Source organism: Lelliottia wanjuensis (assembly GCF_030238365.1).
Classification (GTDB): Bacteria; Pseudomonadota; Gammaproteobacteria; order Enterobacterales; family Enterobacteriaceae; genus Enterobacter; species Enterobacter wanjuensis.
Map to the genome: position 1 here is coordinate 33,814 of NZ_JASSOT010000062.1, position 26,357 is coordinate 60,170.

19 protein-coding genes are annotated in these 26,357 nt (G+C 58.4%); 8 read left to right on the forward strand and 11 right to left on the reverse strand.

Translation table 11 applies throughout. From position 1 onward, the window contains the following. The first annotated feature begins 37 nt into the window (after window positions 1-37). The 3 genes from glnD to QQF33_RS12970 all read left to right on the forward strand — a co-directional run bounded on the left by glnD (window position 38) and on the right by QQF33_RS12970 (window position 4,073). Window positions 38-2,713, forward strand: coding sequence for a bifunctional uridylyltransferase/uridylyl-removing protein GlnD (gene glnD / locus QQF33_RS12960; RefSeq protein WP_282491705.1), 2,676 nt, complete (start codon window positions 38-40; stop codon window positions 2,711-2,713). A 34-nt stretch (window positions 2,714-2,747) separates the two neighbouring features. Further along, window positions 2,748-3,572 (forward strand): 2,3,4,5-tetrahydropyridine-2,6-dicarboxylate N-succinyltransferase, encoded by an 825-nt coding sequence (dapD, locus tag QQF33_RS12965; RefSeq protein WP_282491704.1) that lies wholly within the window; start codon window positions 2,748-2,750, stop codon window positions 3,570-3,572. A gap of 111 nt (window positions 3,573-3,683) precedes the next feature. Next, window positions 3,684-4,073, forward strand: a complete 390-nt coding sequence (locus QQF33_RS12970; RefSeq protein WP_100777563.1) for a DUF3461 family protein — start codon at window positions 3,684-3,686, stop codon at window positions 4,071-4,073. Between the two features lie 175 nt (window positions 4,074-4,248). On the opposite strand, the gene cdaR is transcribed toward QQF33_RS12970, so the two are convergent. The 3 genes from cdaR to dgt form a co-directional block, all read right to left on the reverse strand. Beyond that, window positions 4,249-5,406, reverse strand: coding sequence for a DNA-binding transcriptional regulator CdaR (cdaR, locus tag QQF33_RS12975; protein ID WP_012016110.1), 1,158 nt, complete (start codon window positions 5,404-5,406; stop codon window positions 4,249-4,251). Between the two features lie 153 nt (window positions 5,407-5,559). Beyond that, the gene (gene degP / locus QQF33_RS12980; RefSeq protein WP_285145963.1) at window positions 5,560-7,008 is read right to left on the reverse strand and encodes a serine endoprotease DegP; all 1,449 of its coding nucleotides are present in this window, start codon (window positions 7,006-7,008) and stop codon (window positions 5,560-5,562) included. A gap of 130 nt (window positions 7,009-7,138) precedes the next feature. Then, window positions 7,139-8,653, reverse strand: coding sequence for a dGTPase (dgt, locus tag QQF33_RS12985; protein WP_285150685.1), 1,515 nt, complete (start codon window positions 8,651-8,653; stop codon window positions 7,139-7,141). Between the two features lie 82 nt (window positions 8,654-8,735). Here dgt and mtnN point away from each other — a divergent pair, with 82 nt between their 5' ends. The 3 genes from mtnN to QQF33_RS13000 are packed head-to-tail and all read left to right on the forward strand — an operon-like array spanning window position 8,736 to window position 10,876. Beyond that, complete coding sequence (gene mtnN / locus QQF33_RS12990; RefSeq protein WP_100777567.1) at window positions 8,736-9,434, forward strand: 5'-methylthioadenosine/S-adenosylhomocysteine nucleosidase; 699 nt, start codon at window positions 8,736-8,738, stop codon at window positions 9,432-9,434. Then, window positions 9,427-10,224 carry a vitamin B12 ABC transporter substrate-binding protein BtuF gene (btuF, locus tag QQF33_RS12995; protein ID WP_282491700.1) on the forward strand — a complete coding sequence of 266 codons (798 nt, stop codon included), beginning with the start codon at window positions 9,427-9,429 and terminating at the stop codon, window positions 10,222-10,224. The genes mtnN and btuF overlap by 8 nt, the downstream gene beginning before the upstream one ends. 28 nt (window positions 10,225-10,252) lie before the next feature. Then, the gene (locus tag QQF33_RS13000; protein WP_282491699.1) at window positions 10,253-10,876 is read left to right on the forward strand and encodes a TRIC cation channel family protein; all 624 of its coding nucleotides are present in this window, start codon (window positions 10,253-10,255) and stop codon (window positions 10,874-10,876) included. Window positions 10,877-11,010: 134 nt separating this feature from the next. Here QQF33_RS13000 and erpA read toward each other — a convergent pair whose 3' ends face one another. Together erpA and clcA are read right to left on the reverse strand one after the other, a co-directional pair. Then, complete coding sequence (gene erpA, locus QQF33_RS13005; RefSeq protein ID WP_100777570.1) at window positions 11,011-11,355, reverse strand: iron-sulfur cluster insertion protein ErpA; 345 nt, start codon at window positions 11,353-11,355, stop codon at window positions 11,011-11,013. An 85-nt stretch (window positions 11,356-11,440) separates the two neighbouring features. Continuing rightward, entirely contained in the window at window positions 11,441-12,841 is a 1,401-nt protein-coding gene (clcA, locus tag QQF33_RS13010; protein ID WP_285157939.1) for a H(+)/Cl(-) exchange transporter ClcA, read from the reverse strand. Window positions 12,842-13,020: 179 nt separating this feature from the next. Here clcA and hemL point away from each other — a divergent pair, with 179 nt between their 5' ends. Further along, window positions 13,021-14,301 carry a glutamate-1-semialdehyde 2,1-aminomutase gene (hemL, locus tag QQF33_RS13015; RefSeq protein WP_285157940.1) on the forward strand — a complete coding sequence of 427 codons (1,281 nt, stop codon included), beginning with the start codon at window positions 13,021-13,023 and terminating at the stop codon, window positions 14,299-14,301. Window positions 14,302-14,397: 96 nt separating this feature from the next. Here the strand turns inward: hemL and fhuB are convergent, their stop codons facing one another. From fhuB to hrpB, 6 genes are all read right to left on the reverse strand, one after another. Continuing rightward, window positions 14,398-16,380 carry a Fe(3+)-hydroxamate ABC transporter permease FhuB gene (gene fhuB / locus QQF33_RS13020; protein WP_285157941.1) on the reverse strand — a complete coding sequence of 661 codons (1,983 nt, stop codon included), beginning with the start codon at window positions 16,378-16,380 and terminating at the stop codon, window positions 14,398-14,400. Continuing rightward, window positions 16,377-17,267, reverse strand: coding sequence for a Fe(3+)-hydroxamate ABC transporter substrate-binding protein FhuD (fhuD, locus tag QQF33_RS13025; protein ID WP_285157942.1), 891 nt, complete (start codon window positions 17,265-17,267; stop codon window positions 16,377-16,379). Before fhuD ends, fhuB begins: the two co-directional genes overlap by 4 nt. Then, a complete protein-coding gene (gene fhuC, locus QQF33_RS13030) occupies window positions 17,267-18,064 on the reverse strand; it encodes a Fe3+-hydroxamate ABC transporter ATP-binding protein FhuC (protein ID WP_282491694.1) in 798 nt (265 codons plus the stop codon). The genes fhuD and fhuC overlap by 1 nt, the downstream gene beginning before the upstream one ends. Window positions 18,065-18,111: 47 nt before the next feature. Further along, window positions 18,112-20,367: a ferrichrome porin FhuA gene (gene fhuA, locus QQF33_RS13035; RefSeq protein ID WP_285157943.1), complete on the reverse strand. Its 2,256-nt coding sequence runs from the start codon at window positions 20,365-20,367 to the stop codon at window positions 18,112-18,114. 238 nt (window positions 20,368-20,605) lie between these two features. After that, the gene (gene mrcB / locus QQF33_RS13040; RefSeq protein ID WP_285150680.1) at window positions 20,606-23,128 is read right to left on the reverse strand and encodes a bifunctional glycosyl transferase/transpeptidase; all 2,523 of its coding nucleotides are present in this window, start codon (window positions 23,126-23,128) and stop codon (window positions 20,606-20,608) included. Window positions 23,129-23,321: 193 nt separating this feature from the next. After that, window positions 23,322-25,751, reverse strand: a complete 2,430-nt coding sequence (gene hrpB, locus QQF33_RS13045) for an ATP-dependent helicase HrpB (protein WP_285157944.1) — start codon at window positions 25,749-25,751, stop codon at window positions 23,322-23,324. A 73-nt stretch (window positions 25,752-25,824) separates the two neighbouring features. On the opposite strand from hrpB, the gene thpR reads away from it, so the two are divergent. After that, window positions 25,825-26,355 carry an RNA 2',3'-cyclic phosphodiesterase gene (gene thpR, locus QQF33_RS13050; RefSeq protein WP_285153786.1) on the forward strand — a complete coding sequence of 177 codons (531 nt, stop codon included), beginning with the start codon at window positions 25,825-25,827 and terminating at the stop codon, window positions 26,353-26,355. Window positions 26,356-26,357: the final 2 nt, after the last annotated feature.

The window sequence follows — 26,357 nt, forward strand, 5'->3', positions numbered from 1 at the left end:
TAATGGCTATAGCTTTTACTTATGGGTGGCGCACGAGATGAGTAACCTTTTACCTGAACAGTATCCGAACACAGCTCTGCCCACCCTGCCCGACCAGCCGGACAACCCCGGCGTCTGGCCGCAGCGCGATCTCACGGTGGCGGATATCAAAGCGCATATCGACGTTTTTCAGCGCTGGCTGGGGAAAGCCTTTGACGAAGGCATTTCGGCGGAAGAGCTCATCGAAGCGCGCACCGAATTTATCGATCAGCTGCTGCAACGTCTGTGGATCGATTACGGTTTCGGCCAGATCAGCGACGTCGCGCTGGTCGCCGTCGGCGGATACGGACGCGGCGAACTGCACCCGCTCTCCGATATCGATCTGCTGGTACTGAGCCGCAAAAAACTGCCCGACGAGCACGCACAAAAAATTGGTGAGCTGCTGACGCTTCTGTGGGATGTGAAGCTTGAAGTCGGCCACAGCGTGCGCACTCTCGAAGAGTGCCTGCTGGAAGGGCTGTCGGATCTCACCGTCGCCACCAACCTGATCGAAACACGCCTGCTGATCGGCGACGTCGCCCTGTTCCTCGAGCTGCAAAAACACATTTTCAGCGACGGCTTCTGGCCTTCGGAGCGTTTCTTCGCCGCCAAGGTTGAAGAGCAAAACATCCGCCACCAGCGCTATCACGGCACCAGCTACAACCTCGAACCCGATATCAAAAGCAGCCCCGGCGGCCTGCGGGATATTCACACGTTGCAGTGGGTCGCGCGCCGCCATTTTGGCGCCACCTCGCTGGATGAGATGGTCGGTTTTGGCTTTTTGACCGAGGCCGAGCGCAACGAGCTCAACGAATGCCTGCATCTGCTGTGGCGCATCCGCTTCGCCCTGCATCTGGAAGTGACCCGCTACGACAACCGCCTGCTGTTCGACCGTCAGCTCAGCGTCGCCCAGCGCCTGAACTACAGCGGCGAAGGCAACGAGCCGGTCGAGCAGATGATGAAGGATTTCTTCCGCGTCACCCGCCGTGTCTCAGAGCTTAACCAGATGTTGTTGCAGCTGTTCGACGAAGCGATCCTGGCGCTGACCACTGATGAAAAACCGCGCCCGATCGATGACGAATTCCAGCTGCGCGGCACCCTGATCGATCTGCGCGACGAAACGCTGTTTATCCGCGAGCCGGAAGCGATCCTGCGGATGTTCTACACCATGGTGCGCAACAGCACGATCACCGGGATCTACTCCACCACGTTGCGCCATCTGCGCCACGCGCGTCGCCATCTGACGCAGCCCCTGTGCTATATACCGGAAGCGCGCTCGCTATTCCTGAGCATGTTGCGCCACCCCGGCGCGGTCAGCCGCGGTCTGCTGCCGATGCACCGTCACAGCGTGCTCTGGGCCTACATGCCCCAGTGGTCGCACATCGTCGGCCAGATGCAGTTTGACCTGTTCCACGCCTACACGGTGGATGAACACACCATTCGCGTGATGCTGAAGCTGGAAAGTTTTGCCAAAGAAGAGACGCGTTCAAAGCACCCGCTGTGCGTTGAGCTCTGGCCGCGCCTGAGCCACCCGGAACTGATTCTGATCGCCGCGCTGTTCCACGATATCGCAAAAGGGCGCGGGGGCGACCATTCGGTGCTCGGTGCCCAGGACGTGCTGAAATTCGCCGAACTCCACGGCCTGAACTCCCGCGAAACCCAACTCGTCGCCTGGCTGGTGCGCCATCATCTGCTGATGTCCGTCACCGCACAGCGTCGCGATATTCAGGACCCGGAAGTGATCAAGCAATTCGCCGAAATCGTACAAACCGAAAACCGTCTGCGTTTTCTGGTCTGCCTGACGGTGGCGGATATCTGCGCCACCAACGAAACCCTGTGGAACAGCTGGAAGCAGAGCCTGTTGCGCGAGCTCTATTTCGCCACCGAAAAACAGCTGCGCCGCGGGATGCAAAACACGCCGGATATGCGCGAGCGCGTGCGCCACCACCAGCTTCAGGCGCTGGCGCTGCTGCGGATGGATAACATTGATGAGGAAGCGCTGCACCAGATCTGGACGCGCTGTCGGGCCAACTATTTCGTGCGTCACAGCCCAAATCAGCTCGCCTGGCACGCACGGCACCTGCTGAAGCACGATCTGAAAAAACCGCTGATCCTGCTGAGCCCGCAGGCCACGCGCGGCGGCACGGAAATCTTTATCTGGAGCCCGGATCGGGCCTATCTGTTTGCCGCCGTCTGCGCCGAACTCGACCGGCGCAACCTGAGCGTTCACGACGCGCAGATCTTTACCACCCGCGACGGCATGGCGATGGATACCTTTATCGTGCTTGAGCCGGACGGCAGCCCGCTCTCGTCCGATCGTCACGAAGGCATTCGTTTTGGTCTGGAACAGGCGATTACCCAGCACAGCTGGCAGCCGCCGCAGCCGCGTCGCCAGCCGGCGAAATTGCGCCACTTTACCGTCGATACGGAGGTCAATTTCCTGCCGACGCACACGGACCGCAAATCGTTCCTCGAGCTGATTGCTTTGGACCAGCCGGGCCTGCTGGCGCGGGTCGGCCAGGTTTTTGCGGATCTGGGAATTTCGCTGCACGGGGCCAGAATTACAACCATTGGCGAGCGAGTAGAAGATTTATTCATAATCGCCACCGCCGACCGGCGTGCCCTTAATAATGAGCTGCAACTTGAAGTGCAACAACGGTTGACAGCAGCCCTCAATCCAAACGATAAAGGGTGACGTGTTTTTTAGTGAAATGGAAAGAGTAAAAACAATGCAGCAGTTACAGAACGTTATTGAGTCCGCCTTTGAGCGTCGCGCCGAAATTACCCCGGCAAATGTGGATACCGTCACCCGCGAAGCGGTGAATCAGGTGATTTCTCTGCTTGATTCCGGCGCGCTGCGTGTCGCGGAAAAAATTGACGGCCAGTGGGTAACTCATCAGTGGCTTAAGAAAGCCGTGCTGCTCTCTTTCCGCATTAACGATAACCAGGTTATCGACGGAGCTGAAAGCCGCTACTTCGATAAAGTGCCGATGAAATTCGCTGATTACGACGAAGCGCGTTTCCAGAAAGAAGGTTTCCGCGTGGTTCCACCTGCGGCCGTTCGCCAGGGTGCATACATCGCACGCAACACTGTACTGATGCCTTCATACGTGAACATCGGTGCCTACGTTGACGAAGGCACCATGGTGGATACCTGGGCAACCGTCGGTTCTTGCGCGCAGATCGGTAAAAACGTTCACCTGTCCGGCGGCGTCGGCATCGGTGGCGTGCTTGAGCCACTGCAGGCCAACCCAACCATCATCGAAGATAACTGCTTCATCGGTGCGCGTTCAGAAGTAGTTGAAGGCGTGATCGTAGAAGAAGGCTCGGTGATCTCCATGGGCGTTTACATCGGTCAGAGCACCCGCATTTACGATCGTGAAACGGGTGAAGTGCATTATGGCCGCGTACCGGCGGGTTCTGTTGTTGTCTCCGGCAACCTGCCGTCGAAAGATGGCAAATACAGCCTGTACTGTGCGGTTATCGTGAAAAAAGTCGATGCGAAAACGCGCGGCAAAGTCGGCATCAACGAACTGCTGCGTACCATCGATTAATCGGGTATAACAAAAAGCGGGGGCCACCCCGCTTTTTTTACATCTGATGGTGGCGAAGATAGATTTTTTCGTTAATTATTCATAGGTTATGTTGAGCTCAAGGGTACCGCTATGTACGATAATCTGAAAAGTCTGGGCATTACCAATCCTGATGAAATTGATCGTTACAGCCTCCGCCAGGAAGCGAACAACGATATTCTGAAAATCTATTTTCACAAGGACAAAGGAGAGTTTTTCGCGAAGAGCGTGAAGTTCAAATACCCGCGTCAACGTAAAACCGTCGTCGCCGATGGCGTCGGCCAGGGGTATAAAGAGGTTCAGGAAATCAGCCCGAATCTCCGCTATGTCATTGATGAACTCGATCAGATCTGCCAGCGCGATCGCACTGAAGTCGATCTTAAACGTAAGATCCTGGATGACCTGCGTCATCTGGAAAGTGTTGTGACCAACAAGATCAGCGAAATCGAATCGGATCTTGAGAAGTTAACGCGCGGAAAGTAAATGCTCTGGTGCGACCTCCCTGTAGGCCGGGTAAGGCGAAGCCGCCACCCGGCACAAAGGTGAGGTTCGTACAGTTAAACGCCCGGTGGCGCTGCGCTTACCGGGCCTACGATCCCGCCACTGGTGCGGTGACCTTGTTGGCCCGGTAAGCGCAACGCCACCAGGCATGAATGACTCACCTTTGCTCATCCAGCTGCAACGCCACATACAGCAACAGCCTGTCATCGAAATTGCCCAGATCTAACCCCGTCAGCTCCGAAATCCGGTTCAACCGGTACTCCAGCGTATTGCGATGAATAAACAGCGCTTTCGAGGTCGCCAGCGGCTGCACGTTATGGCGAAACCAGGCCTGCAGCGTCCGGCGCAGCAGCCCGTTGTTATCCATCGCCTTGAGACGCACCAATGGCCGCGCCAGCTCATTTGCCTGCCAGCCGCCGCGAAGACTGTCGAGCAGCACGGGCAGCATTAGATCCTGATAGAAATAACCCCTACTTTCGGGCATCCGCTGTTTCCCCACCATCATGGTGGTGCGCGCCGTGCGCCAGGAACGGGCGATGCTGCCCGGCCCGGTGAAATAGTTGCCGAGGGCGACGCGAAAACGCAGTTGGCCGTTCTCTTTCATCCGCGCGATAAGCTGCTCAACGCGACGACGATGATCTTCCGCATCCCAGCGGCCAAACTGATTCAGCGCCGGTTTCAGGACCACCATCTCGGTCAGGGACACAATCGCCACCAGGTTATTGCGCTCCGGCGTCGCCAGCGCATTTTGCAGCTGCTGCAGCTCCGCCATCGCGCTGTCCACGCCGAGCTGGCCGCTGTCCACTTCAATCACCGCCACCACGCGCGGCTGATTGAGATCGATGCCCAGACGCTGCGCCCACTCCGTCAGCGCAGGCGTATGCTCTTCGGCCTGGATCAGGTTCATCACCAGCTCTTCGCGCAGACGGCTGTCCTGCGCCAGGAGGTGCATCAGACGCGACTGCTCGAGCATCATCTCGGCGGTCATACAGACCAGTTCACCGTATTTGCGCAGGGATTCCGGTTCACCGGTCAAACCGATGACGCCGACGATCTCCCCTTCGAGGCGCAGCGGCAGGTTGATCCCCTGACGCACGCCGTGCAGGTGCCGTGCCACTGCGTCGTCGATATCCACCACCCGCCCCTGGGAGAGCACCAGAAGCGCGCCTTCGTGCAATTCCCCAATGCGCTCACGATCGCCGCTGCCGATGATTCGCCCACGGGCATCCATCACGTTGATATTGGTATCAATGATGCGCATGGTTCGTGCCACGATTTCCTGCGCCATTTTGGTATCGAGATGCCAGCCAGCCATGTACCCCTCCTGTGAGCAGAGCTCAAGCATAGGGGAGTTCAAAGGGTGTGGCATTGTGCGGATGCACAAAGTCAGGGAGAGAAGTATGGACTTGTGGAAAGGGTCACAGAAACGAAGAAACCCCTGCCTGCACTCAGGCAGGGGTTGGAGAGATTACTGCATTAACAGGTACAGGCTGGTGTCACCACGCTGGATATTCAGCGCCAGCACCGTTGGTTTGCTGTCGAGAATTTTGCGCAGTTCAGCAATGTTTTTCACCGGCTGCTGGTTCGCGCCGATAATCACATCGCCTTTTTTCAGGCCGATACGCGCTGCCGGGGAGCTGGCTTTAACATCATTCACCACCACGCCTTTATCTGCGCCTTTGTTGCTCATATCCGCACCTTCGATGCCGCTAAAGATGGTGCTGGAGTCGACCTGATTCTGGCTGCTCTGCTGCAGCTCCAGGCTCACGTTCACCGGTTTGCCGTCACGCAGCAGGCCGAGGGACACTTTGCTGCCGACCGGCATAGAGCCGACTTCAGCACGCAGCGCCGCAAAGCTGCTGATTGGCTTGCCGTTCAGGGTGGTGATCACGTCACCCGCCTTGATACCGGCTTTCGCCGCAGAGGAGTTCGGCATCACCTGGCTGACGAATGCGCCACGCTGAGCGTCCACTTTCATCGCTTTTGCCAGCTCGGAGTTCAGTTCGGTACCCAGAATGCCCAGCTCGCCGCGTTTCACCTGGCCAAATTCAACCATCTGACCGGTCAGGTTTTTCACCATGTTACTCGGGATCGCAAAGCCGATACCGATGTTGCCGCCGTCCGGTGCCAGGATCGCGGTGTTAATCCCGATCAGTTCACCGTTCAGGTTCACCAGCGCGCCGCCGGAGTTACCGCGGTTAATCGCCGCATCGGTCTGGATAAAGTTCTCGTAGTTTTCCGCGTTCAGGCCGCTACGACCCAGCGCAGAAACGATACCGGAGGTCACGGTTTCACCCAGACCAAACGGGTTACCGATAGCGACGGTGTAATCACCAACGCGCAGGGCATCGGAGTCAGCCAGTTTAATCGCCGTCAGGTTTTTCGGATCCTGAATCTGGATCAGGGCGATGTCAGAGCGCGGATCTTTACCCACCACTTTGGCATCAAATTTACGGCCATCGCTCAGCTGCACTTTGATGGTGCTGGCGTTGTCGACCACGTGGTTGTTAGTCACGACATAGCCTTTCGCCGCATCAATGATCACGCCTGAACCCAGGGCCATGAATTTCTGCTGCTGGCCGCCGCCGTTACCGCCGCCTGGGGCGTCATCACCAGCGCCGCCACCCTGACAGAATGGGGAGCTCTGGAACGGAGAACCGTCCTGGCAGAACGGTGAGTTATCACCGAAGAACTGCTGGAAGTTGCGCGGCATGCGCGGTGTATTAACGGTCGTGCTCCCCTCAACGTTAATACTCACCACCGATGGCATCACTTTTTCGAGCATCGGGGCAAGGCTTGGCATCGGCTGCGCCGTAGCGGCCGACGATGCGGTCTCCGCTGCGGTTGCAGTCAGAGGGGATAACGCTAAACCTAAACTCAGAGCCAGTGCACTCATTGCTAATGTGGTTTTTTTCATGTTCTCAATCTCGATTTACAGATAACGCAAAATTGCTGTGTACGTCAGATTCGTTTTATAGCCCGAAGTTCCGGGATTAAGTTTTTGGAAAAAGTAAAAATTTATTGTTTGTCTTTACAAAACTCATTCATTATTCCACTGCCATCAGGCGGCGGTATTCATCCCAGGCATACAAATCGGTCATGCCGCTGATATAGTCCTGAATAAGACGGCAGCGATAATAATATTCCAGAACCGGCCACTGCACGGATTCGCGATCGATTTTACTGACCGTTTCAACGTAGGCAAGTCGATGACGAGTCGAGAGTTTATGCAGCAACCGCGTTTCAATCGGCAAACGTTTGATGCGATCTTTTTCCACCAGCTCGGTAAAGTCGTCGACAGATAATTGCAGCAGCGGTCGATAGATTTCCAGCAGGCCGCTGATCACCCGATAGCCCTGTAATTCCAGCTGTTCAACATCCGGATGACTGAAGACGTGGCGCATGGCGACATCTTTATACAACTCAAGAAGTTGGCTAAACCCGCTGTCATCTTCCAGCAGCGCATGATTAAACTCACCGCTAAAAATCGCCGGTAAATTGTCGATAAAACGCGACGCCGCGTAGGGCACCAGTTTATTTAAGGTATTGACCCGCAAATACATAAAGAACTGATCTTCCGTACTGCGACTCAATGAATTGGAACGGGATTTTTCCCACGCGTTTTCGACCACCTGAGAAAAGAGCGAGCCTTTTTCATGCTTGCCCCAGGCGTCGTAAAGATGCTGATAAAGCTCCTCGACGCTAAATATTCTTTTCTCAACGGCGTCTTCCAGATCGGCCACGCAATAGGAAATATCGTCAGCGGCTTCCATAATCCACGTCAATGGAAAGCGCCCGTGCGGGGTCAGTGAAAGTTCTTTACGCAGCCTTTCAATATAGCGTTCTTCCGACAAATAATAGCCGGGCTTTTTCATCAAATAGCTGTGCGACGCGGGCGGTTCACCCATCCACCACGCCGGGCGGGTATATTTGAGAATGCAGCCCACCTGCGCCCACGTCAGGTTCATGCGCATCAGGGAGTGCACCAGACGAATCCCCTGGGCATTGCCTTCGAACTGGCAGAGATCCTGACGCACCTTGCGCCGCAGGTCGTTTAAGGCCTCTTCGCCTTCGCGCAGTTTTAGGGCTCTGAAGATGCAGCGGTCTTCGCTCAGGGGCTGACTTGCCGCATCGGACGGGAAAAGTTTCTGTTTGAACCAGTCGTTGATCGCCGCCTCGCCGAAATGGCCGAACGGCGGGTTGCCGATGTCGTGCATCAGGCAGGCCATCTCGACGATGCTTTCGAACGGCCCGGTGAGTTCATCCAGACCGTAGGTTTCCAGCAAACGCTGCTCTTTCAGACGGCTTAAAATCTCTTTGGCAATGTAGCGCCCGACCTGCTGTACTTCCATGGAATGGGTCAGACGCGTGCGGACGGCGGCATTGCGCTCCAGCGGGAAGACCTGGGTTTTTTGCTGCAGGCGGCGGATCGCCGGCGAGTTCACAATGCGCCCGCGATCGCTTTCGAAGATACGCAGGATCTCGTGCTCGCTCTTTTCTCCCTGCGGAGAACGGAAACGACGATGCCAGTTAATTTTATTGCGAAAATCGATTGGTGCCATGAGCTCCCCCGCCTGAGAATGCGTTTCCCCTGATGCGCATGATAGACTATGCATCTTAACAAGGCACATCGCGAGTAAATCTATGAAAATCGGCATTATTGGTGCAATGGAAGAAGAAGTTACGCTCCTGCGTGACAAAATTGAGAACTGTCAGACCCTCTCTCTGGGTGGGTGTGAAATCTACACCGGCCAGCTGAACGGGACTGACGTCGCTCTGCTGAAATCAGGCATCGGTAAAGTGGCGGCAGCACTGGGCGCGACCCTGCTGCTTGAGCGCTGTAAACCGGATGTGATCATCAACACCGGTTCCGCTGGCGGTCTGGCTCCTACGCTGAAAGTGGGCGATATCGTGGTCTCCGATGAAGCGCGCTATCACGATGCCGATGTGACGGCATTCGGTTACGAGTATGGCCAGCTGCCTGGCTGTCCGGCAGGCTTTAAAGCCGACGATAAGCTGATTGCTGCGGCAGAAAGCTGCATCGCCGAGCTGAACCTGAACGCCGTACGCGGCCTGATTGTCAGCGGCGACGCCTTTATCAACGGCTCCGTGGGCCTGGCGAAAATCCGCCACAACTTCCCGCAGGCGATTGCCGTAGAAATGGAAGCGACCGCGATTGCACACGTGTGCCATAACTTCAGCGTGCCGTTTGTGGTGGTTCGCGCCATCTCCGACGTAGCCGATCAGCAATCCCACCTGAGCTTCGACGAGTTCCTGGCGGTTGCCGCCAAACAGTCCACCATCATGGTTGAAACCCTGGTGCAGAAACTGGCGCGTGGCTAAGTTTTCAAGGGCGCTGGTCGCCCTCTTTTTGCTGGCCCCGGCGTGGCTTTTCGCTGCACCGCGAGTCATTACCCTCTCCCCCGCCAATACGGAACTGGCTTTTGCTGCCGGGATCACCCCTGTGGGCGTCAGCAGCTTTTCCGACTACCCACCCGAAGCGAAAAAGATTGAAGAGGTCTCGACCTGGCAGGGGATGAACCTTGAGCGGATCGTGGCGCTCAAGCCTGATCTGGTGCTGGCCTGGCGCGGCGGGAATGCCGAGCGACAGGTCAATCAACTCTCCTCACTGGGCATCAAAGTGCTGTGGGTCGATGCCATCAGCATTGAGCAAGTCGCGCAGGCGTTACGCGAGTTAGCCCCCTGGAGCCCAACGCCGAAAAAGGCCGAACAGGCCGCACAGCAGCTGCTGAACGACTATGCTGCCCTCAAGGCGAAGTACGACACCCCAAATAAAAAGCGCGTGTTCCTGCAGTTTGGCAGCCAGCCGCTGTTTACCACCGGAAAAGGTTCGATCCAGAACCAGGTTCTGGAGGTGTGCGGCGGTGAAAATATCTTTGCCGCCAGCCGCGTTCCCTGGCCGCAGGTCAGCCGCGAACAGGTGCTGGCGCGTCAGCCACAGGCCATTGTGGTGATTGGGAATGCGAGTGAGATTCCGAAAATTGAACAATTCTGGCAAAGCCAGCTAAAAATTCCGGTTATAGCCCTGCACAGTGACTGGTTTGAACGCGCAAGCCCGCGTATTATCCTCGCCGCAAAACAACTCTGCTCTGCCCTCGCGCAGGGCCAGTAATTAACCCTCATCGTCTGAGGATTGAAAAATGCTCGTTTATTGGCTGGATATCCTTGGCACAGCCGTTTTTGCTATTTCCGGCGTTCTGCTTGCGGGCAAGCTGCGCATGGATCCGTTTGGCGTGTTAGTGCTCGGCGTAGTGACGGCCGTCGGCGGGGGTACGATCCGCGACATGGCCCTCGATCATGGCCCGGTGTTTTGGGTCAGAGATCCTACGGATCTGGTAGTGGCGATGGTGACCTGTCTGTTGACGATCGTGCTGGTACGACAGCCGCGCCGTTTACCGAAATGGATCCTGCCGGTGCTGGATGCCGTCGGCCTGGCGGTGTTTGTCGGCATCGGCGTCAATAAAGCCTTTATGGCGGGAACCGGTCCGCTGGTGGCGATTTGCATGGGCGTCCTGACCGGCGTCGGCGGCGGGATCATCCGCGATATTCTGGCCCGCGAAATCCCGATGATTCTGCGCACCGAAATCTACGCCACCGCCTGTATCATCGGCGGCATCGTTCACGCGACAGCGTTCTACACCTTTGGCGTTGAGCTGGAAACCGCGGCGATGATCGGCATGGTGGTGACGCTGGTGATTCGTCTGGCGGCGATTCGCTGGCATCTGAAACTGCCGACGTTTGCGTTGGATGAGAATGGAAGGTAAAAGCAAAACAGCAACCCAAGGTTGCTGTTTTTAGTGTTTTCTCCCTCTCCCCGTGGGAGAGGGCCGGAGTGAGGGCATCAGGCCGCACCCTTCTGCACTTACCCGTAGGCCGGATAAGCGCAGCGCATCCGGCATTAAATGCTGAACGAAGAACCACACCCGCAGGTGCTTTTCGCGTTCGGGTTGGTCACCACAAAGCGCGATCCTTCCAGGCCTTCGGTGTAATCTACCGCGCCGCCAACCAGATACTGCAGGCTCATCGGGTCAACGACCAGCGCGACGCCCTGCTTCTCAATCGTCATATCACCGTCGTTGATCTGATCGTCGAAGGTAAAACCATACTGGAAGCCGCTGCAACCGCCGCCGGTAATATACACACGCAGTTTCAGCTCCGGATTATTTTCATCCGCAATCAGGCTTTTCACTTTAATGGCTGCTGCTTCGGTAAACTGCAACGGCAGCGCTACGTCATCACTCATTTTTTGCTCCCATGAATACTGCTACTGAATCGGATTAAAAAACATCCAATTCTTTTTTTCATTATCTAATACCCTGGTAATTCATTCAAGTATTCTGCTTCTCAGCCAGTGCCGCCTCCTGCTTCGCCAGGGTGCGGGCAAGAATAGTGGAGTATAACGGCTTTCCGCCCAGAAATTGGGCTAATAGTGTCGCGCCGAGACAGGTAATGATCATTGGCAAAATGAGCTGATAATTGTCCGTCATCTCCAGAACCAGCACGATGGCGGTCAGCGGCGCGCGCAAAGAGGCCGCCAGCAGCGCTCCCATTCCGGCGATCGCAAAGGTTCCGGCCTGCAGTTCATACGCCGGGAATCCTGCGGCAGCGGCCATGCCAAACGCGGTGCCGAGCAACATGCCCAGCGCCAGCATTGGGGCGAAAATGCCACCCGGCGCGCCGGACGAGAAGCAGAGCAGCGTTGTCACCACGCGGAAAATAAACAGAAACAGCAGCATGCCGAGGCTAAAATTCCCCGCCATGGCGATAGGGATCAGGCTAAACCCGCCGCCCGCCGAACCCGGCTGGATCACGCCCAGCACGCCGCACAGGCCACCGAGCACACCGCCGATCAGCACCCACTTCGTAATATTCCCGCCATGAATGCGCTGGAACATATCCTGGGTTTTGAGCACCAGGAAGTTAAACAGCGGCCCCAGCACGCCGAAAATCATCCCCAGGATCAGATACAGCCACAGCGTATTCACCGGCGCATTGGTGAGTTTACCCACCTCAATCACCGCCGATTCGCCGTTAAAAATGCGGAACACGATGCTCGACATGATCACGCCGGTGAAAACCGCCTTGATCGAAATAAGGTTGTAGCGAAACTGCGGGCGCATCTCTTCGATGATAAACAGGATCCCGGCCAGCGGCGCGTTAAAGGCCGCCGACAGCCCTGCCGCCGCCCCGGTTGCCAGCAGCGTATGCCGCGCCTCGCCGCTGCGCATGCGGAAAATATCCCCCACCATGCGTCCGATATTCCCGCCGAGCTGCACCGTTGGCCCTTCGCGCCCCAGCACCATCCCCGCCCCGAGCGTCCCCATCCCGCCGATAAATTTGACCGGAATGACGCGCCACCAGCGCACCGGACGTAACTCTTCCAGCGCCCCTTCGATTTCAGGAATGCCGGACCCGCCCGCCTCCGGGGCGAATTTACGCACCAGGAAATAGCCGACCATCGCCAGCACGGCCGACAGGCCAAACGCCAGCGACCACAGCAGCCACGGGTTATCGGCCACGCCGCCGAGGGCGCCAATACGCCAGTTCTGAACGCCATTCACGGCTTTCTCAAACGCCACGCCCACCAGCCCGGCGAGGGTCCCGACCACCGCTGCCGCCACCAGGATCATCAGCGGCGTTTTATCGCGATTCAGTAAGCGTCGGACGCTGTCGCGACGGCGACGGCGCGCAAATTGCTGTTCTTCAAAAGAGGAGTTTTCTGCTGTCATCTGGGGTTCTTATATTGGTCATACAAATAACGCAGGGGATTTTAAAGCCCCTGACGCCGCCCGTCGCCTGAAAAATCCTTAACAATTGTTTAGGATCATGCGGGCAAAAATTTTATAACGTCTGGCGAATCCCTTAGAATAGCTGGCTTAACCCTTTTCTACGAACCAGGAACGACGCTATGAGTAAGTCTGAAAACCTCTACAGTGCTGCACGCGATCTCATCCCAGGCGGGGTGAACTCCCCTGTTCGCGCCTTTACCGGCGTCGGCGGCACGCCGCTGTTTATCGAACGTGCGGACGGCGCGTATCTGTACGATGTGGATGGCAAAGCCTATATCGATTATGTCGGCTCCTGGGGTCCGATGGTGCTGGGTCATAACCACCCGACCATCCGCAACGCGGTAATTGAAGCGGCACAGCGCGGTCTGAGCTTCGGCGCACCGACCGAGATGGAAGTGAAAATGGCGGAGCTGGTGACCGAACTGGTCCCGACCATGGACATGGTGCGCATGGTGAACTCCGGTACGGAAGCGACCATGAGCGCGATTCGTCTGGCGCGTGGTTTTACCGGCCGCGATAAAATCATCAAATTCGAAGGCTGCTACCACGGTCACGCCGACTGCCTGCTGGTGAAAGCCGGTTCCGGCGCGCTGACCCTCGGCCAGCCGAACTCTCCGGGCGTGCCGGCGGATTTCGCCAAACACACCCTGACCTGCACCTATAACGATCTGGACACCGTTCGCGCCGCCTTCGAGCAGTATCCGCAGGAGATCGCCTGCATCATCGTCGAACCGGTCGCGGGTAACATGAACTGCATCCCACCGCAGCCGGAATTCCTGCCGGGCCTGCGCGCCCTGTGCGACGAGTTCGGCGCGCTGCTGATCATCGACGAAGTGATGACCGGCTTCCGCGTCGCGCTGGCGGGTGCCCAGTCTTACTACGACGTGGTGCCGGACCTGACCTGTCTGGGCAAAATCATCGGCGGCGGTATGCCGGTGGGTGCCTTCGGCGGACGTAAAGACGTGATGGAAGCCCTGGCACCAACCGGCCCGGTTTATCAGGCGGGAACGCTGTCCGGGAACCCGATTGCGATGGCCGCCGGTTTCGCCTGTCTGACTGAAGTGGCGCAGCCGGGAATTCATGAAACCCTGACCGATCTGACCACGCAGCTGGCAAACGGCCTGCTGGAAGCCGCAGAAGAGACGGGGATTCCGCTGGTGGTGAACCTCGTCGGCGGGATGTTCGGGATCTTCTTCACCGATGCGAAAACGGTGACCTGCTATCAGGACGTGGTGAAGTGCGACGTTGAGCGCTTTAAGCGCTTCTTCCACCTGATGCTTGAGGAAGGTGTGTATCTGGCACCGTCGGCGTTCGAAGCGGGCTTTATGTCGGTGGCGCACAGCGAAGAGGATATCAACAACACCATCGACGCGGCGCGCAAGGTGTTTGCGAAGCTTTGATGGTTTTGTTTGCCGGGTGGCGCTAACGCTTACCCGGCCTACGTGAACGTCACGATTTTGTAGGCCGGGTAAGGCGAAGCCGCCACCCGGCTTTTTTTACCGACTCTGCTTCCTCAGCAAATAAATAAAGTACGGCGCCCCGATAAAGGTCGACAGCAGCCCTGCCGGGATCTGATACGGGAACAGCACCATCCTGCCCAGCCAGTCGGCAATCACCAGCATCATCCCACCGACCAGTGCCGACATCACGATATGCGGCATCGTGCGACGGAACCCCATCATGCGCGCGATGTGCGGCGCCATCAGGCCAACAAAGCTCAGCGGCCCAATGGTCATGGTCGCGACGGCGGTCAGACAGGCGGCCAGTAGCAACAATCCAACCCGCGACGGCGTCAGCGCAACCCCAACCGCCCGCGCGGTTTCACCGCCCAGCGGAAGAATGGTCATCCAGCGACGGCACAGCGGGGTAATCGCCAGCAGCAACACCATGGCAATCCCGGAATGGAACACCTGCGCGCCTGTCGCTTTATAGGTCGAACCGGAAATCCAGGTCAGGATCTGCGCCATACGCGGATCGCCGCTGGCCTGCAGCATCATCAGCAGCATAGTAAATGCGGTGCTCAACGCCATCCCGGCAAGCAGCATTCGGTGCGGTGAAAAACCTCCACGTCCGGCGGCGATCATAATGATCATCAGCGTCGCGGCGGCACCGATACTGCCTGCAGGCATAAGCCAGCCAAAGGCATCGCCCGGCACGAAGAACAGCATCATCACCACGCCAAACGCCGCGCCGGAGCTGATGCCTAACACTTCCGGGCTCGCCATCGGGTTGCCCGTCAGACGCTGAATAATGCACCCCGCCACCGCCAGCATCACACCTGCGATCAACGCCGAGAAGATGCGCGGCCAACGCCACTGCATCAGTTCATCCAGCATCGGGCCGGTCGCCCAGTGCCAGCCGCTGGCGTCACGTCCCAGCGACAGCGCGATCCAGGCGACGATCAACATCAGAATAAGGCCCGTCAGAACAAACCACTGAATGTGCTGCCGTTCGGCATAGACTTTATCCCCGGCGTCCATCGCCGGGGCGCTCATACTGCGCAGACGCGGCAGCAGCCAGAGCAGGAGCGGCGCACCAATCAGGGCAGTCACGGAGCCGGTCGAGACCTCCATCCACACCCGCGCCAGCCAGAGAATGATTTGATCCGAAAGCCAGAGGATCAGCGCCCCAATCAGCGGGGCCAGCATCAGGCGCGACAGCAGTCGGCGCGCGCCGAGCATCTTCGCCAGCAGCGGCGCAAACAGCCCGATAAAGCCGATGATCCCAACCGCATTCACCAGCAGGGCGCTGAGCACAATCGCCAGCGTCAGCGCCGCGAGGCGTGCCAGGGAAAGGGCCAGCCCGAGATTGCGCGCCACGCCGTCGTCCAGCCCCATCAGGGTCAGCGGACGCAGGAGCAGCAAGGTCAGTAAGACGCCGCCGATCAGCTGCGGCCACAGGCGCTGGACGATGCTCCAGTCGGTCTGGGTCAGCGTCCCGGTGCTCCACAGGAACATGCTTTGCAGCTGATCATGGTGGAACAGCACCAGCAGCTGGTTGATCGCTCCGCAGTAGAGGCTCACCACCAGACCGGCCAGAATCAGCGTCACAGGAGAAAGGCGTTTTCCCCAGGCCACGCCGAACACCAGCGCGCCGACCACGCAGGCCCCCGCCAGCGCCGCGAACTGGCTGGTGAGCGCGCCGGGCAGCGCCCAGAGCGTGGTAATGGTGATCCCGAGCTGTGCGCCAGTCGCCACGCCGAGCGTCGTCGGTTCCGCCAGCGGGTTACGCAGCACCTGCTGGAACAGCACGCCGACCAGCCCCAGTCCTGCGCCCACCAACAGGGAAATCGCCAGACGCGGCAACAGGCTGTAGTGGAACAGCATCTGCTGGATGTTATCGATATCCGGAACGGAAAATGCCTGGCCCCACTGCGCGCGCGGCAGCGCAATCGACAGATTCGACCAGGTTAAAACCAGTGCGACAACGAAAACGACGCTCAGTAACAGCGCCGGGAAAAGTGCGATCCGTGACTTCATGCTTTGCCTCCCAGCGCACCGTCAAGCACACGGGCAAAGTGCATCGCCGAAAGCGTCGCCCCGTAGAACCACACCGCAGGCACGCGCTGGAATCGCTGCTCGCGCACGAACGGCATCGCCTGCCAGAGCGGCGTCGCCATCAGCTTTTGCATTTCGCGGTCATTGCCATGATCGAAACAGAGCACATCCACATCGCGGAATTGCGCCAGACGGTCGATGCCGACGGTGGTGCTGCCCCAGAAGGTCATCTCCCCCTCCCAGGCATTCGGAATATTGAAACGATCGAGCACTTCCTGGAACAGGCAGTTTTTGCCAAACACCAGCACGTGACGCGCATCCAGCAGCGTGACCATCAGCAACGGACGGTCGCCGCGCGCGGCAAAGCGCGGTTTGAGGGAGTCGATAAAATAGTCGAAATGGTCGAGATGCTCTTTTGCCGCCGCCTCGCGGTCCAGAAGCTGGGCCATTTCGTTTATCGAGTGACGCGCCATGGTCAGCGGTTTTTTCCCGTCGCTGAAGGTGAAGCCCCGCCCCGGCGCGATGCGCGCCAGCGTCTCCGGCGAAGGGCCGTAGCCCGCAGACCAGACCAGATAGGAAGGTTTCATCTGGGTCAGCAACTCGAGATTCGGCTCGGTGCGCAGACCGATGTCGATAGCCGAGGCCGGGATTTTCGGCTCGTTGACCCACATGTTGTAGTTGGGAATATCCGCCACGCCGTAGGGCGCGATACCCAGGGCCAGCATCAGCTCAACCGGTAGCCACTCCAGCGCCACGATGCGGTGCGGATCGATGGCGGCCGCGCGCGCGGTGTTCATTTTTAACAGCAGTGGCGAAAGCGCCAGCGCCGTCAGTAACCGACGGCGACTTATCAAAGTTGGATCCAGCATCAATACACAAAGCTCACCGGTGCAGCCCCTGCAGGATGAGGCAGGATACCCATTGGAATACCGTAGATCAGTTCCAGCGTTTCGCCGCGCATCAGCTCAGACGGCGTGCCCTGAGCAATCATCTCGCCGCCGCGCAGGGCCACCAGATAATCGCAGTAGCGTGCGGCCATGTTGATATCATGCAGAACGGCAATCACCGTCAGCCCTTTTTGCTGGCTGAGGCGATGAATCAGCGCCAGGACATCCACCTGATGGGCGATATCCAGCGCCGAGGTCGGTTCGTCGAGCAGCAGGCAGTTACTGTCCTGCGCCACCAGCATCGCAATCCACGCGCGCTGACGCTCGCCGCCCGAAAGGCTATCCACCAGACGGTGCGCCAGCGGTTTTAGTCCCACCAGTGCGATCGCCTCTTCCACTTTCTCTCTGTCGGCCACCCCAAAACGCCCGAGCGCGCCGTGCCACGGATAACGTCCAATCGCTACCAGCTCGCGCACGGTCATCCCTTCGGCCTGCGGCAGTTGCTGCGGCAGATAGGCCACCTTGCGGGCAAAGGCTTTGCTTTTCCAGCTGTCGAGCGGCTGCCCGTCGAGCAGGATCTCCCCTTCGGACGGCGGCTGATGGCGACCCAGCATTTTGAGCAGTGTGGATTTACCAGAACCGTTGTGACCGATAAGGCCCGTGACTTTACCGACAGGGAATGTCAAAGAGAGCGGATGCAGCAGCGTGCGTCCAGGGACGCGAAAGGAGGTGTTATCAAGCGCAAACGTGGTATCGGAGTGCGTTTTATTTTCCTGCATAGTGGCCAACTTGTTAAAGGGCACGGCGAACCGTGCCCGAAAAGAGATTAGAAGCGGAAGGTCGCCGTGGCGACAACCTGGCGTTCAGCACCCCAGAAGCAGCCGTAGGTGTTGAAGCAGCTCGCGACGTATTCACGATCCAACAGGTTGTTGACGTGAACCGCGACGTTCGAGCCCGCCATACCAAAGCGCGCCAGATCGTAACGTACCAGGGCATCGACAACGGTGTAACTGCCCACTTTGAAGGAGTTCGCCGGGTCACCGTAGCTGGAGCCGGTCAGACGTCCGCCGGTACCCAGTGTCAGGCCAGACAGCGCGCCATCAAAGAAGGTGTAGTCGCCCCACAGGGAAGCCATGTGTTTTGGCACCTGCGCAGGGGTGTTGCCTTTGTAGTTGGTGTCGGTGGTGTATTCCGCATCGGTGTAGGTGTAAGACCCGACCACGTTAACACTCGCAGACAGCGCCGCTTTGGCTTCGATTTCCACGCCGCGGGAGCGGATTTCGCCGCCTTCAACGGAGAAGAAGGAGCTCGTATCCGGGTCAGCCATCAAATTGTTAGATTTGGTCAGCTGGTAGATAGCACCGGTCAGCACGATTGGACGTTCGCTCGGCACATATTTCACGCCGGCTTCGTACTGCTTACCTTTAGAAGGCGAGAACGGTTGACCCTGAGCATCGGTCAGAGAAGACGGCTCGAAGGATTCGCTGTAGCTAAAGTACGGCGTGACACCATTATCAAACAGGTAGTTAACGCCACCACGCCAGGTGAACTGCGTGTCATCACGCTTGGCAGTGGTATTAGCTACGCGGTTATAAGAATCCTGATCCGCCCAGTCATAGCGCCCACCCAGGGTGACCAGAACTTTATCCCACTGCGCCTGGTCCTGAACGTACAGACCCGTTTGCTTCTGTTTGTTCAGAACCTGATACGGGCCTGACGGTCCGGGGTGTGAACCGAAATCGAAATCGCTACGGTCAATATTATAAATATCGGATGGCGTTACAGAACCGGCATAGCCAAACCAGGAGTCGATGTCATTGCGCATGCGCATGAAGTCAACGCCGGTCAACAGCGTGTGATCGACAGAACCGGTAGCAAACTTGCTTTGCAGCTGTGTATCAACCGTGAAATTCTCTAATTTCTCTTTATCGATAACGTACTGACGGGTCAGGGTGTGACCCCACTGAGACTGCGGAACGCCGGCGCACGGACTGGTTACCGGGTTTTTTGAATAGAGCGGATCGGAACACATGCCGTAACCATAAACACTGTTCTGCGACACTTTGTTTTGCGCATAACGCAGGTTCTGACGAACCGTGAAGGTGTCGTTGAACTCGTGGTCAAAGCTGTAGCCAACCATTTTCTGGTTACGGGAATAGGTATTGTTTTCCGCACCTTCGTTGAAATCGGTCGGCAGACGACTGCCGTTTGGCAGTGGCTCCACCGTTCCCTCTTTTGGCAACCAGCCGTAGTAGCCGGTTTCTGGCTCATTCTGGAAGTAAGAGAGGAAGGTAAAGTTGGTTTTGTCATCAGGACGCCAGCTGAAAGATGGCGCGATGGTGTAACGCTGCTCTTCGGCACCTTTCTGCTGCGCATTGTTAGAACGCGCCAGGCCGGTCAGACGGTAGGAGTACACGCCGTCATCATCGATAGCATCGCTGAAGTCAAACCCGGTCTGGAACAGGCTGTCGGTGCCGACTTTAAACTGGATCTCTTTCAGCGGCTCCGTCATCGGACGCTTACTGACCATGTTCAGCAAACCGCCTGGGCTGCTTTTTCCGTACAGGACGGAAACCGGACCACGCATGATTTCCGCGCGCTCCAGCATATAAGGGTCGATTACCGCGTCGTTATAGAAGTTACCCTGCATCTTCATACCGTCGAGGTAGTTGTTCTGGCTCTGACCATCGGCCGCAAAACCGCGGATCACCAGATAGTCATAGGTGTTCGATGCGCCACGCGTGCCAACGGCAACGCCTGGGGTGTAGCTCAACGCCTCTTTCACCGAGCGTGGCTGGTGCAGCGCCATCTCTTCAGCGGTCACCACAGAAATAGACTGCGGCACTTTCTGGATAGGCGTATCGGTTTTGGTCCCGGTCGCAGATTGACGCGCCGCGATGGTCGCCGCCGGTCCCCATGCACTTTCCGTCGCAGCAGGCGCCGCGGTAACGGTGATGGTTTCTTCTTTTTTAGGGGTTTCAGCCGCATGTGCTAAAGCAGACATGCCGCTTACCGCTGTGGCTACGACGACTGCGATTTTACGCAGCGAAGGACTCATTGGCTGAGCAGTTTTGAGCGCCATTGGTATATCTCTGATGAAAGAGTGAATGATAACGTAAACGAGAATTATTATTATGACCGCAGAATAATATGCGAAACGCTGGCGGCATAGCAAGCGATATGCGGCCCTACAAGAATTGAGGGTTTAAGAAATAACCAGAGGGAAAATGAGGAGTTAAAACAGGATTAAATAAGGGTTAGGAATATGTTCTTTATGCGTGAATAAATTCCCTCTCCCGCAGGAGAGGGAATTCGCTGGCTTAGTTACTGCCGAACATATCCTTAATCCAGCCCGCCACGCCGTCGCTGTCTTTCTTCTCATTCTGCGGCTGCTGCTGTTGTTGCTGCGGCTGCTGTTGAGGCTGAGACTGCTCAAACGGGTTGCCCGTTGGCTGTTCAGGCTGGCTTTGCTGGCACAGGGATTCCGGCTTGTCGGTCCACACCGGAAGCGTTCGCATCCCGCCGCCGCAGACAAAGTTACCGGACTCATCCACGCCCATATCGACGATATCTTCCGGCGGCGTCAGGTTCAGCGGCACCGGCGACTGATTAGTCAGGTAGCGCTGGTAGATCGACATCGCACCGCTCGCGCCGTACAGCTTGGTCGGCTGGTTGTTGTCGCGTCCTACCCAGGTGATCACCACTTCACGGCCATCAATACCGGCAAACCAGGTATCGACGTTGTTGTTGGTGGTCCCGGTTTTACCCGCCAGATGCAGGCCCGGATATTTCGCGCCCAGCTGGCGACCCGTACCGCGCTGCACGACCTGCTGCATGGTCCACAGGGTCATGTAGGCTGCCTGTGCCGGAACCACACGTTCCGCCTGCGGGAAGCTCTGATACAGCACCGTGCCGTCTTCGGCAATGACCGAACGCACCGCAGAGAGCTGCGCGCGGTTACCGCCGCTGGCAATCGTCTGGAACGCCTGCGCCACTTCGATTGGCGTCAGGTTCAGTGCCCCCAGAATCATGGCCGGAACTGGATGGAGCTGGTCTTTCGGCACACCCAGTTTTTCCCAGGTGTCGGTAATCGCTGGCAGACCCAGCGCCATACCGAGGTTCACCGTCGGAACGTTCATGGAACGCGTTAACGCATCCACCAGCATCACCTGGCCGCTGAACTGTTTATCGTCGTTCTGCGGAGACCACACCTGGCCGTTCGGCTGACGCAGTGCAATCGGCGCATCGGCAATCCAGGTATTCAGTCGATACTGATTCGGCTGGCTCAGCGCGGTGAGATAGGTCGCCGGTTTAGCCAGAGAACCAATCGAACGACGCGCCTGCATCGCACGGTTGTAGCCCGCAAACTGCGGCTCTGCCCCGCCAACCATCGCGCGCACTTCGCCGCTGTAGCGATCGACCACCACCATCGCGGTTTCCAGATCGCTCAGCTTACGCTGCTTTTTCAGCGCCGGAATGCCGTCAACGGCGGCTTTCTCGGCGGCGTCCTGGGCTACGGAGTCAAAGGTGGTAAAGATCTTCACGCCGGAGAGATCTTTCACTTTGTCGCCGAGCCTGGTTTGCAGCTCCTGACGCACCATCTGCATAAACGCAGGCTGTGGTGAAATCACACCACCGCGCGGCTGGACGCCCAGCGGACGTGCGCTCAGCATGTCGTACAGCTCCTGATCGATCACCTGCTGCTGTTGCAGCAGGCGCAGAACCAGGTTACGGCGCTCCAGCGCCAGTTTCGGGTTACGCCACGGGTTGTAGATTGACGCCCCTTTCACCATGCCGACCAGCAGTGCCTGCTGGTCGAGGCTCAGCTCTTCCACCGGACGACCGAAGTAGTACAGGCTCGCCAGCGGGAAGCCGCGGATCTCGTTATCCCCGCTCTGACCGAGATACACCTCGTTCATGTACAGCTCAAGAATGCGATCTTTGCTGTAGCGGGCGTCCATCAGCACGGCCATGTACGCTTCGTTGGCCTTACGCCAGTAGGAGCGTTCGCTGGAGAGGAACAGGTTTTTCACCAGCTGCTGGGTCAGGGTACTCGCCCCCTGCACCGTACGACCAGCGGTCAGGTTCGCCAGCACCGCACGACCAATGGAGTAGAGGCTCACGCCGTCGTGCTCGTAGAAGTGACGGTCTTCGGTCGCCAGCAGGGTATCCACCAGCAGATCCGGGAAGCCATTACGCGCCACAAACAGGCGCTGCTCGCCGTTTGGCGAGGAGAGCATGGTGATCAGGCGCGGATCGAGACGGAAGAAACCAAACTGACGGTTGCTGTCCAGGTTCTCGATGGTTTCCAGATGATCGCCGTCGAAGGTCAGACGCGCACGCACCTGGCCCTCTTTGCTGTCCGGGAAATCAAACGGACGACGGATCATCTCGATGCTGCTCGCCTGCACGGTAAACTCGCCAGGACGGGTCATTTTCGACACCTGACGGTACTGCGTGGCTTCCAGCAGTTTGACCATTTCGTTCTTGCTGATGGACATGTCCGGCTCAAGGTTCACCATGCGGCCATAGACCGCCGCAGGCAACTGCCAGACTTTCCCGTCGATACGGCTGCGGATCTTCTGATCCAGATAGACGCCGTAGATCGCCATCAGCGCGACAAATACAATAAACAGCTTCAGCAGCAGCCAGAACCAGCCACGTCTGCCGCGAGGTTTACCCCCTTTGCCCTTCCCTTTACGTGGCATCGGTTCATCCTCATCATCGTCTTCATAGTCATCGTCATAATCCTCATCTCTGAGGCGACGACGGCTGATTTTTTCCTTCGCCGGACGCGCAGGTTTCCCTTTACGTCCTATTGGCTCGCGGTCATTCCCCGCCATGCTTTTTCTCCGCAACATTCAGGCGCAATGGCCCGATTCTCTTTTCTTCCACCCAGCGGTGAAAGAAGAAATCTCTCAAAAACATTAACTCCCTCTCCCTGTGGGAGAGGGCCGGGGTGAGGGCATCAGCGCGCACCTTTCCCCCTCACCCTAACCCTCTCCCTCAAGGGAGAGGGGATCAAACCGCACACACCTACGAATACTTCTTCGTCCGCCGCGTCGGCGCGGTATTCGCCGGATCGTCCGGCCAGACGTGTTTTGGGTAGCGCCCTTTCATCTCTTTCTGCACTTCACGATAGCTTCCGGCCCAGAACGCGCCCAGATCGCGGGTGATTTGCAGCGGACGATGGGCGGGCGACAGCAGCTCCAGCACCAGCGGCACTCGCCCGTCGGCAATCGACGGCGTGGTGGCCTCGCCAAACATCTCCTGCATCCGCACTGCCAGCGCCGGAGGATTATCTTCATGATATCGAATGGCAATCCGACTTCCGGTGGGCACAGTGTAATGCGAGGGGAGCGAACTCACCAGCCGTTGACGTAATGACCAGTCGAGTAAATTCTCAAGCGCGGCCTTCACATCCAGCGATTTCAGGGCCTTCAGGGAGTGGACGCCGCTCATTTCAGGCAGCAGCCAGGTTTCCAGCGAGGCCAAAAGCGACTCGTCGTCCACCGCAGGCCAGCCGATTTCCGGCAGCCAGCACGCTGCGCAGTGCAACCGCAGACGATACTGTTCCGCCTCCGGCGTCCAGTTCAGTACGCTCAGCCCTTTGTCGCGAATGCCGTTGAGCATCGCCTGATGCAACTCCTCTTCCGAAGGTTTCGCCAGCGGTTTTACGCTCACGGTGAGCTTGCCGATCTGGCTGCGACGAAAGGCTTTCAGCGTCCCCTGCGCATCGTCCCACTCGATGGTGTCCGACTGCTGCAACAGCTGCGGGCAGACGCGCGTCAGCGCCTCAATATCCACGGCAATCGCCTGCAATATCCGCGCATCCGGGGACGAACTCCCCTGCAACAGCAGCGGCGCGATCAGCCATTCGTGGCGGGTGAGTGCATCGTCGCTGTCGAGCATCGCCCCCATGCCGTTCGCCAGCTGATAGCGACCGTCCAGACCGCGACGGCGTGCGATGCGATCCGGGAAAGCCTGCGCCAGCAGACGGGCGATCAGATCGCTGTCCAGCGCCCCGCCGCGACTGTTCAGGCGCTGACAAAGCCGCTGGGCGCGCTGCTGCCAGTTGGGCTGATTGCGCGAAAATGCCGACGCCAGATCGCTGCTCCCGCCGCGCGGAGGCTCTTCGAGGATCGCCGCGAGCTTTGCGGCAGTCGCGATTTCGTCATCGTTTTTGGCCGCCACCAGCATCGCCGCCAGACGCGGTTCGTTGCCGAGCGTCGCCATCTTTTGACCGCGTGACGACAGGCGATCGTTCTCCAGCGCGCCGAGCTGAGTGAGCAGCCGCCGCGCCGCCGCCAGATTCACCGCTGGCGGCTGATCCAGCCAGATCAGTTGGCTCGGGTCCGGACAGCCCCACTGCAGCAGCTCCAGCAGCAGCCCGGAGAGATCGCTTTGCAGGATTTCCGGCGTACTTTGGGCCGCCGCCCGTTCCGCCTGCTCCGCGCTGGTGAGATGCAGACAGATACCCGGCTCCAGACGCCCGGCGCGGCCCGCGCGCTGGGTCATCGACGCCTGGCTGATGCGCTGGGTCAGCAGGCGCGTCAGGCCGGTGCGCGGATCGAAACTCGCCACCCGCTCCTGCGCAGTATCGACCACCAGACGGATGCCTTCGATGGTTAAACTGGTTTCGGCGATGTTGGTCGCCAGCACCACTTTGCGCTGCCCGGCGGGTGGCGGAAGAATGGCTTTACGCTGTTCATTGAGGGACAGCGCGCCGTACAGAGGACAGAGCAGCACATCGCTCCCGACGCGGGACGCGAGTTTCTCCTGCACGCGCTGAATTTCGCCGACGCCAGGTAAAAACAGCAGCAGCGAGCCGGGTTCCTGACGCAGCAGTTCCGCTGTTGCGATAGCCACCGCCTCATCAAAGCGCTGATTCGCCGACAGAGACTGATAGCGGCGCTCGACGGGGAACGCCCGCCCTTCGGAGGCGATCGTCGGGGCATCCGGCAGCCTCTGCTGCAAACGTGCGTTATCCAGCGTCGCGGACATGATTAACAGTTTGAGATCGTCGCGCAGCCCTTGCTGCACGTCGAGCAGCAGCGCCAGCGCCAGATCGGCCTGCAGGCTGCGCTCGTGGAATTCATCGAGGATCACCAGGCCTACTCCGCTTAGCTCCGGATCGTTTTGCAGCATCCGGGTGAGAATGCCCTCCGTCACCACTTCGAGGCGCGTCGCGGGGCCGACGCAGGTTTCGGCGCGCATACGATACCCGATCGTTTCACCCGGCTTTTCGCCCAGCAGTTCGGCAAGCCGTTGCGCCACGTTGCGCGCCGCCAGCCTGCGCGGCTCGAGCAGAATAATTTTTCCGGGAATGTTGCCCTCTTTGAGGATCTGCAGCGGCAGCCACGTCGATTTCCCCGCGCCCGTGGGGGCATTGAGCAGGATCTGCGGGGCATGTCGTAGGGCAGCAAGAAGCTCAGGAAGGACGGCGGCGACCGGCAATGAGGACACGAACAGCTCCAGAGGGTTAACATTAGACGGCGGACATTGTAGCATCGGCGCATATCATTACCGAGCCCCCCTTATGTCTGAGCCGAAACGCCTGTTTTTCGCCATTGAGCCACCTGCAAAAATTCAGCGACAGATCGTCCGCTGGCGCGCCGCGAATTTCCCGGCAGAAGCGGGCCGCCCGGTGGCGGCCGCTAATTTACATCTGACGCTGGCGTTTCTCGGTGAGGTGAGCGCGGAGAAGCAGCAGGCGCTGTCGGCGATGGCCGGGCGCATCTGCCAGCCGGGCTTTACCCTCAATCTGGATGATGCCGGGCAGTGGCTGCGCTCGCGCGTGGTATGGCTGGGCACGCGTCAGCCGCCGCGCGGTTTGTTGCAGCTGGCAAATTTACTGCGCGCTCAGGCTGCGCGCAGCGGCTGCTATCAAAGCCCGCAACCATTTCACCCGCATCTCACCCTGCTGCGCAACACCAGTCACGCCGTTGCCATTCCCTCACCCGGTTTTAGCTGGAGCTTTCCGGTGACGGAGTTTGCGCTTTACGAATCGGTATTCCACCAGGGACGCACCCGCTATACGCCGCTCTCACGCTGGACGTTGAGCGACTAATC

Coding starts and splice junctions, on each gene's coding strand:
- glnD (WP_282491705.1), top strand. CDS start 38: ATGAGTAACCTTTTACCTGAACAGTATCCGAACACAGCTCTGCCCACC.
- dapD (WP_282491704.1), top strand. CDS start 2,748: ATGCAGCAGTTACAGAACGTTATTGAGTCCGCCTTTGAGCGTCGCGCC.
- QQF33_RS12970 (WP_100777563.1), top strand. CDS start 3,684: ATGTACGATAATCTGAAAAGTCTGGGCATTACCAATCCTGATGAAATT.
- cdaR (WP_012016110.1), bottom strand. CDS start 5,406: ATGGCTGGCTGGCATCTCGATACCAAAATGGCGCAGGAAATCGTGGCA.
- degP (WP_285145963.1), bottom strand. CDS start 7,008: ATGAAAAAAACCACATTAGCAATGAGTGCACTGGCTCTGAGTTTAGGT.
- dgt (WP_285150685.1), bottom strand. CDS start 8,653: ATGGCACCAATCGATTTTCGCAATAAAATTAACTGGCATCGTCGTTTC.
- mtnN (WP_100777567.1), top strand. CDS start 8,736: ATGAAAATCGGCATTATTGGTGCAATGGAAGAAGAAGTTACGCTCCTG.
- QQF33_RS13000 (WP_282491699.1), top strand. CDS start 10,253: ATGCTCGTTTATTGGCTGGATATCCTTGGCACAGCCGTTTTTGCTATT.
- erpA (WP_100777570.1), bottom strand. CDS start 11,355: ATGAGTGATGACGTAGCGCTGCCGTTGCAGTTTACCGAAGCAGCAGCC.
- clcA (WP_285157939.1), bottom strand. CDS start 12,841: ATGACAGCAGAAAACTCCTCTTTTGAAGAACAGCAATTTGCGCGCCGT.
- hemL (WP_285157940.1), top strand. CDS start 13,021: ATGAGTAAGTCTGAAAACCTCTACAGTGCTGCACGCGATCTCATCCCA.
- fhuB (WP_285157941.1), bottom strand. CDS start 16,380: ATGAAGTCACGGATCGCACTTTTCCCGGCGCTGTTACTGAGCGTCGTT.
- fhuD (WP_285157942.1), bottom strand. CDS start 17,267: ATGCTGGATCCAACTTTGATAAGTCGCCGTCGGTTACTGACGGCGCTG.
- fhuC (WP_282491694.1), bottom strand. CDS start 18,064: ATGCAGGAAAATAAAACGCACTCCGATACCACGTTTGCGCTTGATAAC.
- fhuA (WP_285157943.1), bottom strand. CDS start 20,367: ATGGCGCTCAAAACTGCTCAGCCAATGAGTCCTTCGCTGCGTAAAATC.
- mrcB (WP_285150680.1), bottom strand. CDS start 23,128: ATGGCGGGGAATGACCGCGAGCCAATAGGACGTAAAGGGAAACCTGCG.
- thpR (WP_285153786.1), top strand. CDS start 25,825: ATGTCTGAGCCGAAACGCCTGTTTTTCGCCATTGAGCCACCTGCAAAA.